This window comes from Arthrobacter sp. P1_C12_2, from assembly GCF_056406415.1.
Genome location: NZ_JBFUAF010000006.1, coordinates 1 through 12,756 on the forward strand (window position 1 = coordinate 1; position 12,756 = coordinate 12,756).

A 12,756-nucleotide genomic window follows, 5' to 3' on the forward strand; every position below is an offset into this window, starting at 1 on the left:
GGCGGCATGGGGGGCTGGCGGCGCCCCCGCTCAAGCACCCCGCGCTGACGCAACGGGTCCCGGGGGCGCGCCGGAAGTTCTTCCGGCGCGCCACCCATCCAAAATCGTTGTGCTTCCGAAGCCTTACGGGAGCCCCGCGCCGCTGACATAGGCCGGGGTGCTGGTTAGTCTATGAGCTAACTGCTTTACTGCCAGCACACTGACTAAGAGTGCGCTGGCCCGACCCATGTTGCCGCCAACAGTTAGGTAAGCCCGGAAATGGCCGAAGCCATGATCGAGTTCCAGAACGTCACAAAGCAGTACCAAGGCGGTCAGGCCGCCGTTGACGGGCTGACCATGTCCATCGATAAGGGCGCCATCACTGTCTTCGTCGGACCCTCCGGCTGCGGAAAGACCACGTCCCTGCGGATGATCAACCGCATGGTGGAGCCCACGTACGGGATCATCACCGTCGACGGGGCCGATGTCACTTCAATGCCTGCCGCGAAGCTGCGGCGGTCCATGGGCTACGTCATGCAGTCCTCCGGGTTGATGCCGCACCGCTCCGTGCTGGACAACATTGCCACCGTTCCCCGGCTCAACGGAGTGTCCAAAGCCGAGGCCCGCAAGCGCGCCCAGGAACTGCTCGACGTTGTCGGGCTGGCCTCCTCCCTCGGCAAGCGGTACCCGTCCCAGCTATCGGGCGGCCAGCAGCAGCGCGTGGGCGTGGCTCGGGCGCTCGCGGCCGATCCTCCGGTGCTGCTCATGGACGAGCCCTTCAGCGCCGTGGACCCGGTGGTCCGCGATGAACTCCAGAAGGAGCTGCTCCGGCTCCAGCATGACCTGGCCAAGACGATCGTCTTCGTCACCCACGACATCGACGAGGCCACCGTCCTGGGCGACAAAGTGGCCGTGTTCGCCGTCGGCGGCAAGCTGGCGCAGTACGCCGCCCCGGCGGAGATCCTGCGGGCCCCGGCGAACGAGTTCGTGGCCTCCTTCGTGGGCCGCGACCGCGGGTTCCGGCACCTGGCGTTCAGCCCCTCGGACGGTGTCACCATCCACCCCGTCCACACCGTCACGCCAGATCAGCTCCGGGCGGAGGGCAGCTTCGATGAATGGCGGCTGGTGATCGACGACGCGCTCCGGCCCCTGGGCTGGGCCGGGCCAGGCAGCGCCACCGGAGCCGGCCCCGTGATGGTTCCCGGAGGTTCCCTGTTCCGCAAGGGGGACACGCTCCGCCGGGCCCTGGACGCGGCCCTGTCCTCACCCTCGGGCCTTGGTGTCGCCGTGGACGACGACGGCCGGGTGGCCGGAGTAATCGCAGCCGCCGAAGTCCTCGCCGTCATCGAGTCAGACCGCAGCGTCCGGCACGGAGGGCTCTGATGGAGTGGTTCCTGGCCAACAGAGCGGAAGTCTTCAGCCTCGCCGGCCAGCACCTCGTCCTGGCCATCCTGCCGATGGTGTTCGGGGTCCTAATTGCCGTCCCGCTGGCGCAGCTCGCCCGGTTGAGCGGCGGGCTCCGGTCCGTGGTGCTGACCGGGTCCTCGCTGCTGTATACGATCCCCTCGCTGGCGCTTTTCATCATCCTGCCGACCGTCCTCGGAACCCGGATCCTGGATCCGGTCAACGTGGTGGTGGCCCTGACCATCTACGCCGTCGCCCTGCTGGTGCGCGCCACGCTGGATGCCTTTGACTCGGTGGATGAGGACCTCCGGCAGGCCGCCGTCGCCATGGGGTTCAAACCCTTCGCCCGTTTTATGCAGATCGACCTGCCGCTGTCCTTGCCGGTGCTGTTCGCTGGGCTGCGCGTGGTTTCGGTCAGCAATATCTCGCTGGTCAGCGTCGCGGCACTGCTCGGCATCGGCAACCTCGGAATGCTCTTCACCTCTGGCCTGCAACGTGACTTCGTCACCGAAGTGGTGGTGGGCATCATCGCCATCCTTATCCTGGCGCTGCTGATGGACGCCGTCCTGGTCCTGCTCGAACGGCTGCTGACGCCTTGGACCCGGGCCGCGGCGGCCACGGGTGCCGGCACCGGTTCAGGTGCGGGCGCGGAGAAGACGGCCCCGGAGAAGACTGGCCCTGCCGCCGCGGCGATGCGGCTTTCGCGTCCCAAGACCGGAGGGGGAAACGCGTGAGCAACGTCGTTACGGACACCTTTGCCTGGCTCAGCGATCCGGAGAACTGGTCCGGCAGCGCCGGAATCCCCGTGCGGCTGACCGAACACCTGTTCTACACGGGCCTGGTGATGGTGATCGCCATCGCCATCGCCGTCCCCGTCGGCCTGTACGTCGGGCATACCGGCCGCGGGCGGGTTGCCATCGTGGCACTCGCCGGCGCGCTGCGCGCCCTGCCCACCCTCGGCTTGCTCACCCTGTTCGTCCTGCTCGCCGGCATCGGGCTGATGCCGCCGATCTGGGCGCTCGTGATCCTGACCGTGCCGCCCCTTCTTGCCGGCACCTACGCCGGCATCTCCAGTGTCGACCGCAATGTGGTGGACGCTGCCCGCGCCATGGGCATGACCGAGTGGCAGGTCCTGTTCCGGGCGGAATTCCCCAACGCGCTGCCCGTGATGTACGGCGGGTTCCGGACAGGGGTGCTCCAGGTGATCGCCACCGTCTCCGTGGTCGCCTACATCAACCTGGGCGGCCTGGGCCGTTACCTGTTCGACGGGCTCGTGCTCTCCGACTTCCCGCAAATGCTGGGCGGCTCCCTGCTGATCGCCGCCCTTGCCATCAGCGTCGACCTTGTCCTTGCCCTTATTCAGAGGCTGTTCCTGTCACGGGGCGCCTCGTCCCAGCCGAACCGCAGCCAACAGGCTGCGGTTGATCTCACAGACCCCGTAATCGCGGGGACTGTTGTTCAAGGAGGTACGTCATGAAGGAATCCCGCCAACGAGGCCTTGGCCGGCGCGCATTCGGCGGCCTGGCCGTCGGCGTCGGCCTGGCCATGGCTCTGTCCGCCTGCGGAGGCTCATCAAACCCGCTGAGCTCGGCCCCGGCCAGCAGCGGTGCCGCCTCCGGTTCCGGCGGCGCTCTGGTGATCGGCTCGGCTGATTTCCCCGAGAGCCAGATCCTGGCCGAGGTCTATGCCGGAGCCCTGAACGCCGCGGGCGTCACGGCCAGCACCAAGCCGAACATCGGCTCGCGCGAGGTCTACATCAAAGCAGTCCAGGACGGCTCGGTGGACGTCGTTCCCGACTACAGCGGCAACCTGCTGTTGTATGTAAACAAGGACGCCACCGAGGTCTCGGCCGAGGACATCGCGAAGGCCCTCCCGACCAAGCTCCCGCAGGGCCTGGCCGTGCTGGATGCCTCCAAGGCCGAGGACAAGGACGCCATGGTGGTCACCAAGGCTACGGCCGAGAAGCACCAGCTGAAGTCCATCGAAGACATGGCGAAGGTCTGCAGCGAGTTCGTCGTCGGCGCCCCGGCGACGTTCGCCGAGCGCGCGTACGGCCTGCCCGGCCTGGAGAAGAACTACAACTGCGTACCCAAGAAACTGGAGCCGTTCAGCGACGGCGGCGGCGCCGTCACGCTCAAGGCACTCCTCTCGGACCAGGTCCAGGTCGCGGACATCTACACCACCACCCCGTCCATCCCGGACAACGACCTCGTGGTCCTGGAGGATCCGAAGAACAACTTCATCGCCCAGCAGGTGCTGCCGCTCTACAACACGGCCAAGATGACGGACAAGGCGAAGGAAGCCCTCAACAACGTGTCCAAGGTCCTCACCACAGAAGACCTCATCAACCTCAACCGTGCCGTCAGCGGCAGCCAGAAGCAGAACCCGAAAGATGCCGCCGATGCGTGGCTGAAGGAAAAGGGCCTCGCCCAGCAGTAGACCACTGGCGACCCTGCGACGCCGGTGTCCGGGCTTACAGCCTGGGCGCCGGCGTCGTTGTTGTTACTGCCGGGCCTGCCTGTGAGTCATGTCTCAACGGAAGTACATCCTCCATATGGCATATTTGATGAATGGCAGAATTCAAGCAGTCCACCAAGCTTCATAATGTCCTTTACGACATCCGTGGACCGATTCTTCAGGCCGCCCAGCAGATGGAGGCGGAGGGTCATCGCATCCTCAAACTGAACATCGGAAACCCGGCCCCGTTCGGGTTTGAAGCGCCGGACGCGATCCTGGTGGACATGATCCGCCACCTGCCGCACGCCCAGGGCTACAGCGACTCGCGCGGTATTTTCTCGGCCCGCACCGCCGTCTCGCAGTACTACCAGACTCGCGGGATCCAGAACATCCACGTGGATGACATCTACCTCGGCAACGGCGTCAGTGAACTGATCACGATGTCGCTCATGGCCCTGCTTGACGACGGCGACGAGGTTCTCATCCCCACCCCGGACTACCCGCTGTGGACTGCCTCGGTTGCCCTGGCCGGCGGGAAGCCCGTGCACTACCTCTGCGACGAAGAAACCGGCTGGCAGCCCGACCTCGAGGACATGGAAGCGAAGATCTCGCCGCGCACCAAGGGCATCGTGGTCATCAATCCGAACAACCCCACAGGTGCGGTGTACCCGAAGGCGACGCTGAAAAAGATCGTCGCCCTGGCCGAGAAACACGGCTTGGTGCTCTTCGCCGACGAAATCTACGAGAAGATCCTCTACGAAGACGCGGTACACGTAAATCTCGCGTCGCTCACGGGCGACGATGTCCTGTGCCTGACCTTCAGCGGGCTCTCCAAGGCCTACCGGGTCTGTGGCTTCCGGGCCGGCTGGATGGCCATCTCCGGGCCGAAAAAGGACGCCGCGGACTACCTGGAGGGCATCAACCTGCTCGCCAACATGCGACTCTGCGCCAACGTTCCGGCCCAGCACGCCATCCAGACCGCCCTCGGCGGGTACCAGAGCATCAACGACCTGATCCTGCCCGGCGGACGCCTCCTGGAGCAGCGGAACAAGGCCTACGACATGCTCAACGCCATCCCGGGCGTCAGCACGCAGCAGGCTCGCGGGGCCATGTATCTGTTCCCGAAGCTGGACCCCGAGGTCTATCACATCCGCGACGACGAGAAATTTGTCCTGGACCTGCTCCGCGAGCAGAAGATTCTCCTGTCCCACGGCAGGGCGTTCAACTGGGTCCGGCCCGACCACTTCCGGATGGTGACGCTGCCCAACGTCAAGGACCTCGAGGAAGCGATCAACCGCATGGCGGACTTCCTGAGCCGGTACAAGGGGAACTAGGCTTCGGTCAGCAGCGGAGTTCGGGGACTCGCCCGCGCAGTGGCTGCACGAAACTGGAAAGAGGCTTTCCATGACAGATGCTGTGATGTTCGAACGGCGCCCCGCCGAGATGCTGCTGGTCGGAAAAAAATTCAAGCTTAAGGACTGCGACCCGGACTCCACCCCGGGCTACCCGGGCGGGAAATCTGACGGCGAGGCGCTCCTGGCAGAGCTCGATGGCAAGCTGACCACCCTGCAGGAGCAGCTTTTCGCCGAATCCCGGTTCGGCGGCACCAAGCGCGTCCTGCTGGTCCTGCAGGCGATGGATACCGCAGGCAAGGGCGGGATCGTCAACCATGTCATGGGCCAGATGGACCCGCAGGGTGTCCAGCTCAAGTCCTTCAAGGCGCCGACCCCGGAGGAGAAATCCTACGATTTCCTCTGGCGGATCGAGAAGGCAGTGCCGGGGGCCGGCATGGTGGGCGTCTTTGACCGCTCGCATTACGAGGACGTCCTGATTCACCGGGTCCACCGCTGGGCCAGCCCCGAGGAGCTGGAGCGGCGCTACAAGGCCATCAACGAATTCGAGGCAAGGCAGGCGGCAGCCGGGACCACGGTGGTCAAGGTCATGCTCAACATCAGCCGGGACGAGCAGAAGGACCGGTTGCTCGCCAGGCTGGATGACGAATCCAAGGTGTGGAAGTACAGCAACACTGACCTCAAGGAGCGCGCCTTCTGGAGCGACTACATGGATGCGTACCAGGAGGCGTTCGAGAAGACGGCCACTAACATCGCGCCCTGGTACGTCGTGCCGGCCAACAAGAAGTGGTACGCCCGCATCGCTGTCCAGCAGCTGATGCTGGACGCCCTGGAAGGGCTGAAGCTGCAGTGGCCGAATCCGGAGTTCGACGTCGATCTGGAACGGGATCTGGTCGAGCGCTCCTAGTACGGAGGGAACCGGCGCGCCGCGGCGGAGTCCGGCGTCAGCTGTCCTGGGTGGCCTGGTCCCGGGCTGCGGCGAGCCGCTTGCGGGCGCCTTCCAGCCACTGTTCGCAGCGCTTGGCCAGTGCCTCGCCCCGCTCCCACAGCGCGAGCGATTCCTCCAGGCTGGCGCCGCCGGCCTCCAGCTTGCCCACTACGGCGACCAGCTGCTCGCGGGCGTCCTCGTAGCTGAGGGCCTCGATGTCGGCGTTCGGGTTGGATGCTGCTGCCATGTGGGTGCTCCTTGGTTGTCGCGGTTTCGGCCGCGGTAGTGCCGTTCGGTGATGCTGTTCGGTGGTGCTGAAGGGTGGCCGTGTGGCCCGGTTCTGGTCCTCTGGGTTATTCCTCGGCCGGTTCCTGGCCGCCGGTGGATTGTGCGGTGAACCGGCCGCCGGCCACGCGTACGGTGAGGTCCGTGCCGGCGGGTGCCTGCGAGGGGTGCCGCACCACGTCGCGGTGCGTCGCGGGGGCGGTTCCCGCGTCGGCGAGCTGGACCACCGCGTAGCCGCGATCTAGCGTCTTTTGCGGCGAGAGCGCACGCACCTGCGCCTTGAGGTGGACCAGTTGGTCCGCTGCCCGCACGACGGCGGCGGTGATGGCCGAGTGTGAGCGGACTTTGAGCCGTTCGACGTCGTCGTGGCGCTGGCTGATCATGACGTCGGGGGAGAGCAGCACGGGGCGGGAGCGCAGGGACGCCAGCCGGTCGCCCTCGCGTTCGACCAGCCGGGTGACGCCGCGACGGAGCTGATCCCGGGCCTGGCGGACCCGGACGAGCTCCTCTGCGACGTCGGGGACTATCCTCTTCGCGGCGTCCGTGGGCGTGGACGCCCTGAGGTCTGCGACGTCGTCGAGGATGGGCCGGTCCGCTTCGTGCCCGATTGCGCTGACCACGGGGGTGGACGTGTCCGCGACGGCCCGGATGAGCTCTTCGCTGCTGAACGGCAACAGGTCCTCGAGGGCGCCTCCGCCGCGGGCGATGACGATGACGTCGACCACCGGGTGGGCATCGAGCTCCCGCAATGCCGCGATCATCTGGGCTACGGCGGTGTTCCCCTGGACCGCTACTTCGCGGATCTCGAATTCGACGGCAGGCCAGCGCAGGGCGGCGTTGCGCAGCACATCCTTCTTGGCGTCAGAGTCGCGGCCGGTGATCAGGCCGATCCGGTGCGGGAGCAGGGGGAGCCGCTTTTTGCGGGAATCGGCAAAGAGCCCTTCGGCGGCAAGGGCCTGGCGCAGCCGCTCAATCCTGGCGAGGAGATCGCCCAGCCCCACGGGCCGGATGTCCTTCACGGACATGTTCAGCCGGCCCGTCTTGAGCCAAAATTCGGCCTTGATCAGGGCGACCACCCGGGAGCCGCGTTCCAGCGGGGCGGCCTGGCGGTCCAGCACGGTGGTCCACACCGATGCCGGCAGCGAGATTTCGGCGTCGATGTCCCGGAGAGTCAAGTAGGCGTTGCTGCCGCGCCGGTTGAGCTCAATTACCTGACCCTCAACCCATGCCGAGGGCGCGCGGTCGATATGCATCTTGAGTTTCTGGGACAGCAACTGCAGCGGCCAGGGGTTGTCGGGGCTGGTTTGGGCCGCGGTGGCCGGTAGCGTGGTGGCCGCCGCCGCTTCCTCAGACATGCGTGGGCTCCATGGCCGAGAGCGCCTGGTGGAGTGCCTTGTGCATATGCGTGCGTGTCCTTTGCCCGAGGGGGACTGCCGGCGGCCCGCTCCCCGGCGGGTGGGCCGGCCGGCAGCCGGAAGTTGTCTCTTTCAACTCTATCCATAGCTCTACCACCGGGGCCCGACTTTATGGCCGGGCCCGTCACCGCCCTAGGATGGAAGGGATGCCACCAACCTCCTAGGAATCCCTTGCGCACTTTTGTCTCTGCCGTCGCCGTCCTTGTCGGGCTCCTGATGGCAGCCGTCGCCGTTCCAGCTATGTGGGTGGACCAGAACATCGTCCAGGAAGAGGGCTTCGTGGCCCTGACCGCGCCGCTGGGCAAGGACCCGGCGTTCCAGCAGCGGCTGGCCACGGCCGCCGTCGACGGGCTGGCCTCCAGCGCCGGCATTCCCGAAGTCTTCACGGAGCTTGCCCGGCCGGTCCTGAATAACGCGGCGCGCTCGCTGACGGGACTGCCCGGCTACGCCGAGGCCTGGGCGGAAACCCTGCGCAAGAGCCACCGCCTCACGTTTGCCGACCCCAGCACGCTGCCGCCGGAGGTTGACGGCACCTCGTCGCTCACCCTGGATGTCGCCCCGCTTGCCGGGCTGGTGGCCAAACAGGTAACTGAGGCGACCACACTTCCGCTGGAGGCGCCCGGCCAGGTGCTGATCCATATCGGGCAGTCCAACCAGCGCCAGATGATCGAACGCGTCATCGCCTACGCCCCGATGGGCTACGCCGTTGCCGTCGGCGCGGCCATCGCCTTCCTGCTGGCGTTCGTTGCGGCCCGGCGCCGGTGGACCGTGCTGGTCGGAATGGGCGTTGGAGCGCTGGTGCTCGCGGGGGTATGGAAGCTGGCCAGTGATGCCGCCGGCGCCGCCGTCGCCGGGACCTCGAGCGGCAACGATGTGGCGGAGCTCTTCAAGAACGAGTTCGTGGCGGCATGCGCTGCCAGCTTCGGCCAGTGGATCGTCGCTGCCGCAGTCGCTGGAGCAGCGCTGCTGGCCGCGGGAGTGGCCGTCCGCGTCGCCGACGGCCGCAAACGGAGCAGGATTGAACACCGGTAGCATGGGAGCATGACCACCACCGCTGTTTCCGTTCCGATGCCATCCGTACCGCGCCGGCGGCGTTCACCGGAAGACGTCCTGGCGGCGGCCCCTGTCGCCGGTCCCAAAAAGGTCCTGCTGGCAGCCCCGCGCGGCTACTGCGCCGGCGTTGACCGTGCGGTCATCGCGGTGGAAAAAGCCCTGGAGCACTACGGCCCGCCGGTCTACGTCCGCAAGCAGATCGTGCACAACGTCCACGTGGTCAGCTCCCTCGAGGCGAAGGGCGCCATCTTCGTCGATGAAACCGACGAGGTCCCGGAAGGTGCCCTCGTGATCTTTTCCGCGCACGGAGTATCGCCCGCCGTCGTCCAGTCCGCCGAGGACCGCGGCCTGCGCACCATTGACGCGACCTGCCCGCTGGTCACCAAGGTGCACCGCGAAGCCGTCCGGTTCGCCAAGGATGACTTCGACATCCTGCTGATCGGCCACGACGGCCATGAGGAAGTCGAAGGCACCGCCGGCGAGGCTCCCGAACACATCCAGATCATCAACGGCCCGCACGAGGTCGACAAGGTCACGGTCCGCGACCCGGAAAAGGTCATCTGGCTCTCGCAGACCACCCTCAGCGTGGACGAGACCATGGAGACTGTGCGCCTGCTCAAGGAGCGGTTCCCCACTCTGCAGGATCCGCCCAGCGACGACATCTGCTACGCCACCACCAACCGCCAGGTGGCCATCAAGAAGATCTCGCCCCAGGCGGAACTCGTGATCGTGGTGGGCTCCGCGAACTCCTCAAACTCGGTCCGCCTTGTGGAGGTGGCACTGGAATACGGTGCCAAGGCCTCCTACCGGGTCGACTTCGCCAACGAGGTCGACGAGAGCTGGTTCGAGGGCGTCGCCACGGTGGGCGTGACATCGGGGGCCTCCGTACCGGAAGTCCTCGTCAAGGACGTGCTGCGGCTCCTGGCCGACTACGGCTACGGATCGGTCGAGGAAGTCGTCACGGCCGAGGAAGACCTCCTGTTCTCCCTGCCGAAGGAGCTCCGCGCCACCCTGAAGCAGGCCGGCGACGTCACCCGCGCCCTCGGCGGCCGCGGCACCCGCCCCGAACAGTCCTAGGGACTGAACAGCCTCGGCGTTGAACAGCATTGGGCGCTGATCAGTCCCGGGCGCTGATCAGCCCTAGGCTGCGGACTCTTCCGACTCGTCACGGGACTGCAGTTCCGGGGCTGCGACTGCCCGCGGCGTGACCTCGACGGCGGGAGGAGTGGCCAGGCCGGCGGCTTCCAGGGCGTTCAGCTTCCTCGCGGTGGGCAGGACCCGGGCCTCCAGGGTGCCGACCATGGAGTTGTACCGCTCCACCGAGGTCTTCAGCGAGGACCCCAGCTTGGTGACGTTCTCGCCGAGCGTGCCCATCCGGTCGTAGAGCTGCCGGGCGAGCTCAAAGAGTTCCCGGGCGCTGTCCGTCAACACATCCTGCCGCCACGTGAACGCCACGGACTTCAGCACGGCCAGCAAGGTTCCGGGGGAGGCCAGGACCACGTTCTTGGCCAGTGCATAGTCCAGCAGGGCCGGGTCCGCCGTGAGGGCGGCGGCCAGGATCGACTCCGCCGGCAGGAAGCAGACCACCAGCTCCGGAGAGTTGCCGGGGATGTCCCAGTACTTCTTGCTGCCCAGCGCGTCCACGTGGGCCTTCAGGGCCTTGGCATGGGCGGCGAGGTGCGCCTGCTGGCTGCCGGGCAGCTGTGAGGACTGCTGGCCTGCCTGGGCGGCGCCGAGGTCCTGGGCGGCGAGATACGACGCCAGCGGGACTTTCGCGTCGACAACCAGCTGCTTGTCGCCGGGGAGCTGCACCACGAGGTCGGGCCGGAGGCTGCCGTCCGGGCCGGAGCTGTGGGCCTGCCCGCTGTGGACCTGTTCGTGGAAGTCCACGTGCCGCAGCATGCCTGCTGCCTCGACCACCCGGCGCAGCTGGACCTCGCCCCACTGGCCGCGGGCGCTGTTGGAGCGCAGGGCAGACTCGAGCGCATGAGTGGACCGCAGGAGCTGCTCATCGGACAGGCGGGCCTCCTGCAGCTGCTGGGCGAGCTGGCCGTACTGCTCCAGCCGGTCGCGTTCGAGCAGGGACACCTGCTGCTGCACGGCGGTGAGCTTTTCCGCCACGGGCGCCAGCGCGCGGAGCACACTGCCGTCCTGGTTCCGGGATTCTCCGAGCTCCCGGTTCTGGGCCGCGAGAAGGCGCCTCTCGGCGTCGGCGGCGGCGAACTGGGCGCTGACGTCGGAGAGCCGGGCCGATACGCCGTCGAAGTCCTGTTCCACGGCCTGATAGCGCCTGCGCAGCAGGACATAGACGGCGGCGGCGCCCGCGACGGCGCCCGTGAGCAGCATGAGCAGGGCAAGAATCAGTGCAAAAGCATCCATGACTTCACTGTGGCATGCCCCTGTGACAGTTTTGGCTTCGACGCCCGGAACACCCCGGATCTACACGCGGGAACACCCCGGCAAGGCCCACACTGCCACGCACACGCGCCCGCCTCGGCGGCCCCCACACCGGCCCACGCACCGGCCGCAGCAAGGATCGCCGGCGGGTGCGGGTAGAATATATGCTCGTGGCTCTTACTATTGGCATCGTCGGACTGCCCAACGTCGGCAAATCAACCCTTTTCAACGCACTGACCCGCAATCAGGTCCTCGCAGCGAACTACCCGTTCGCCACGATCGAACCGAACATCGGCGTCGTGAACCTGCCGGATGCCCGGCTTGAAAAGTTGGCCGGCATCTTCGGCTCGGCGCGCCTGCTGCCCGCCGCTGTGTCCTTCGTGGACATCGCCGGCATCGTCAAGGGCGCCTCCGAGGGCGAGGGCCTCGGCAACCAGTTCCTCGCCAACATCCGCGAGGCCGAGGCCATCGCGCAGGTTGTCCGCGTCTTCGATGACCCGGACGTCATTCACGTCGACGGCAAGGTCGACCCCAGCTCCGACATGGAGACGATCAACACCGAGCTGATCCTGGCCGATCTGCAGACCATCGAAAAGGCCATCCCGCGGATCGAAAAAGAAGTAAAGATCAAGAAGCGGGATGCGGCCGAGCTGGCAGCCATCCTGGCGGCGCAGGCAGTGCTGGAACGCGGCGACACCATCTTCTCGTCCATCAAGAGCGACAAGCTGGAGATGGAGCACCTCAAGGAACTCGGCCTGCTCACGGCCAAGCCCTTCATCTATGTCTTCAACTCCGACGAGGGGATCCTCGGCAGCCCGGAGAAGCAGGCGGAACTGCGTGCCCTCGTGGCCCCGGCCGACGCCATCTTCCTGGACGCCAAGCTCGAGTCCGACCTGGTGGAGCTCGACGAGGCAGAAGCCCGCGAGATGCTGGAAATGAACGGCCAGGATGAATCCGGGCTGGACCAGCTGGCCCGCGTCGGCTTCCACACCCTCGGACTGCAGACCTACCTCACCGCCGGCCCCAAGGAAACCCGCGCGTGGACCATCCGCCAGGGCGACACCGCCCCGCAGGCGGCCGGTGTGATCCACTCCGATTTCCAGCGCGGCTTCATCAAGGCCGAGGTCGTCTCGTTCGATGACCTGATCGAGGCCGGCTCCATGGCCGAGGCGAAGGCCCGCGGCAAGGTCCGGATCGAAGGCAAGGAATACATCATGGCCGACGGCGACGTCGTCGAATTCCGCTTCAACGTTTGACGCCCGCCGCCCGGCAGCGCGGTAATTCTGCCAAGTAATTAAGGATTAACTGGAGGAGCCCCGATTTTCGGATCGGGGCTTTTTCTGTGTGCGGCACATTTACCTTTTTGTTACGCCGCCGTCAATGTTTTGTGGGAAAGCTCGCCCCGCGGAACCTGCCGAATGTTGCAGCTCGATAACGAACTTTACGGTGAGTCAACTTTGGTGGCTCCGAACGGCCTTTAGGGTTA

At 66.5% G+C, this 12,756-nt stretch carries 12 protein-coding genes; 9 read left to right on the plus strand and 3 right to left on the minus strand.

The features are described 5' to 3' along the window. Positions 1–258: 258 nt before the first annotated feature. The 6 genes from AC1DZQ_RS08165 to AC1DZQ_RS08190 all read left to right on the plus strand — a co-directional run bounded on the left by AC1DZQ_RS08165 (position 259) and on the right by AC1DZQ_RS08190 (position 6,099). Positions 259–1,362, plus strand: coding sequence for an ABC transporter ATP-binding protein (locus tag AC1DZQ_RS08165; protein WP_476963046.1), 1,104 nt, complete (start codon positions 259–261; stop codon positions 1,360–1,362). Continuing rightward, on the plus strand, positions 1,362–2,117 hold the full coding sequence (locus AC1DZQ_RS08170; RefSeq protein ID WP_476963047.1) for an ABC transporter permease: 756 nt from the start codon (positions 1,362–1,364) through the stop codon (positions 2,115–2,117). The genes AC1DZQ_RS08165 and AC1DZQ_RS08170 overlap by 1 nt, the downstream gene beginning before the upstream one ends. Next, a complete protein-coding gene (locus AC1DZQ_RS08175; RefSeq protein WP_476963048.1) occupies positions 2,114–2,860 on the plus strand; it encodes an ABC transporter permease in 747 nt (248 codons plus the stop codon). Before AC1DZQ_RS08170 ends, AC1DZQ_RS08175 begins: the two co-directional genes overlap by 4 nt. Next, the gene (locus tag AC1DZQ_RS08180; protein ID WP_476963049.1) at positions 2,857–3,822 is read left to right on the plus strand and encodes an ABC transporter substrate-binding protein; all 966 of its coding nucleotides are present in this window, start codon (positions 2,857–2,859) and stop codon (positions 3,820–3,822) included. The genes AC1DZQ_RS08175 and AC1DZQ_RS08180 overlap by 4 nt, the downstream gene beginning before the upstream one ends. A gap of 131 nt (positions 3,823–3,953) precedes the next feature. Then, positions 3,954–5,174, plus strand: coding sequence for a pyridoxal phosphate-dependent aminotransferase (locus AC1DZQ_RS08185; protein ID WP_476963050.1), 1,221 nt, complete (start codon positions 3,954–3,956; stop codon positions 5,172–5,174). A gap of 70 nt (positions 5,175–5,244) precedes the next feature. Next, entirely contained in the window at positions 5,245–6,099 is an 855-nt protein-coding gene (locus AC1DZQ_RS08190) for a polyphosphate kinase 2 family protein (protein ID WP_476963051.1), read from the plus strand. Between the two features lie 37 nt (positions 6,100–6,136). Here AC1DZQ_RS08190 and AC1DZQ_RS08195 read toward each other — a convergent pair whose 3' ends face one another. Beyond that, entirely contained in the window at positions 6,137–6,367 is a 231-nt protein-coding gene (locus AC1DZQ_RS08195) for an exodeoxyribonuclease VII small subunit (RefSeq protein WP_476963052.1), read from the minus strand. A gap of 106 nt (positions 6,368–6,473) precedes the next feature. Continuing rightward, complete coding sequence (gene xseA, locus AC1DZQ_RS08200) at positions 6,474–7,760, minus strand: exodeoxyribonuclease VII large subunit (RefSeq protein WP_476963053.1); 1,287 nt, start codon at positions 7,758–7,760, stop codon at positions 6,474–6,476. Between the two features lie 231 nt (positions 7,761–7,991). On the opposite strand from xseA, the gene AC1DZQ_RS08205 reads away from it, so the two are divergent. Together AC1DZQ_RS08205 and AC1DZQ_RS08210 are read left to right on the plus strand one after the other, a co-directional pair. Further along, a complete protein-coding gene (locus tag AC1DZQ_RS08205) occupies positions 7,992–8,852 on the plus strand; it encodes a hypothetical protein (protein ID WP_476963054.1) in 861 nt (286 codons plus the stop codon). Between the two features lie 9 nt (positions 8,853–8,861). Then, positions 8,862–9,950, plus strand: a complete 1,089-nt coding sequence (locus AC1DZQ_RS08210; protein ID WP_476963055.1) for a 4-hydroxy-3-methylbut-2-enyl diphosphate reductase — start codon at positions 8,862–8,864, stop codon at positions 9,948–9,950. Positions 9,951–10,013: 63 nt separating this feature from the next. Here AC1DZQ_RS08210 and AC1DZQ_RS08215 read toward each other — a convergent pair whose 3' ends face one another. Then, on the minus strand, positions 10,014–11,252 hold the full coding sequence (locus tag AC1DZQ_RS08215) for a DNA recombination protein RmuC (RefSeq protein ID WP_476963056.1): 1,239 nt from the start codon (positions 11,250–11,252) through the stop codon (positions 10,014–10,016). Between the two features lie 188 nt (positions 11,253–11,440). Here AC1DZQ_RS08215 and ychF point away from each other — a divergent pair, with 188 nt between their 5' ends. Beyond that, the gene (gene ychF / locus AC1DZQ_RS08220; protein WP_476963057.1) at positions 11,441–12,526 is read left to right on the plus strand and encodes a redox-regulated ATPase YchF; all 1,086 of its coding nucleotides are present in this window, start codon (positions 11,441–11,443) and stop codon (positions 12,524–12,526) included. The last annotated feature ends 230 nt before the right edge of the window (positions 12,527–12,756 follow it).

Coding starts and splice junctions, on each gene's coding strand:
- AC1DZQ_RS08165 (WP_476963046.1), top strand. CDS start 259: ATGGCCGAAGCCATGATCGAGTTCCAGAACGTCACAAAGCAGTACCAA.
- AC1DZQ_RS08170 (WP_476963047.1), top strand. CDS start 1,362: ATGGAGTGGTTCCTGGCCAACAGAGCGGAAGTCTTCAGCCTCGCCGGC.
- AC1DZQ_RS08180 (WP_476963049.1), top strand. CDS start 2,857: ATGAAGGAATCCCGCCAACGAGGCCTTGGCCGGCGCGCATTCGGCGGC.
- AC1DZQ_RS08185 (WP_476963050.1), top strand. CDS start 3,954: ATGGCAGAATTCAAGCAGTCCACCAAGCTTCATAATGTCCTTTACGAC.
- AC1DZQ_RS08190 (WP_476963051.1), top strand. CDS start 5,245: ATGACAGATGCTGTGATGTTCGAACGGCGCCCCGCCGAGATGCTGCTG.
- AC1DZQ_RS08195 (WP_476963052.1), bottom strand. CDS start 6,367: ATGGCAGCAGCATCCAACCCGAACGCCGACATCGAGGCCCTCAGCTAC.
- xseA (WP_476963053.1), bottom strand. CDS start 7,760: ATGTCTGAGGAAGCGGCGGCGGCCACCACGCTACCGGCCACCGCGGCC.
- AC1DZQ_RS08210 (WP_476963055.1), top strand. CDS start 8,862: ATGACCACCACCGCTGTTTCCGTTCCGATGCCATCCGTACCGCGCCGG.
- AC1DZQ_RS08215 (WP_476963056.1), bottom strand. CDS start 11,252: ATGGATGCTTTTGCACTGATTCTTGCCCTGCTCATGCTGCTCACGGGC.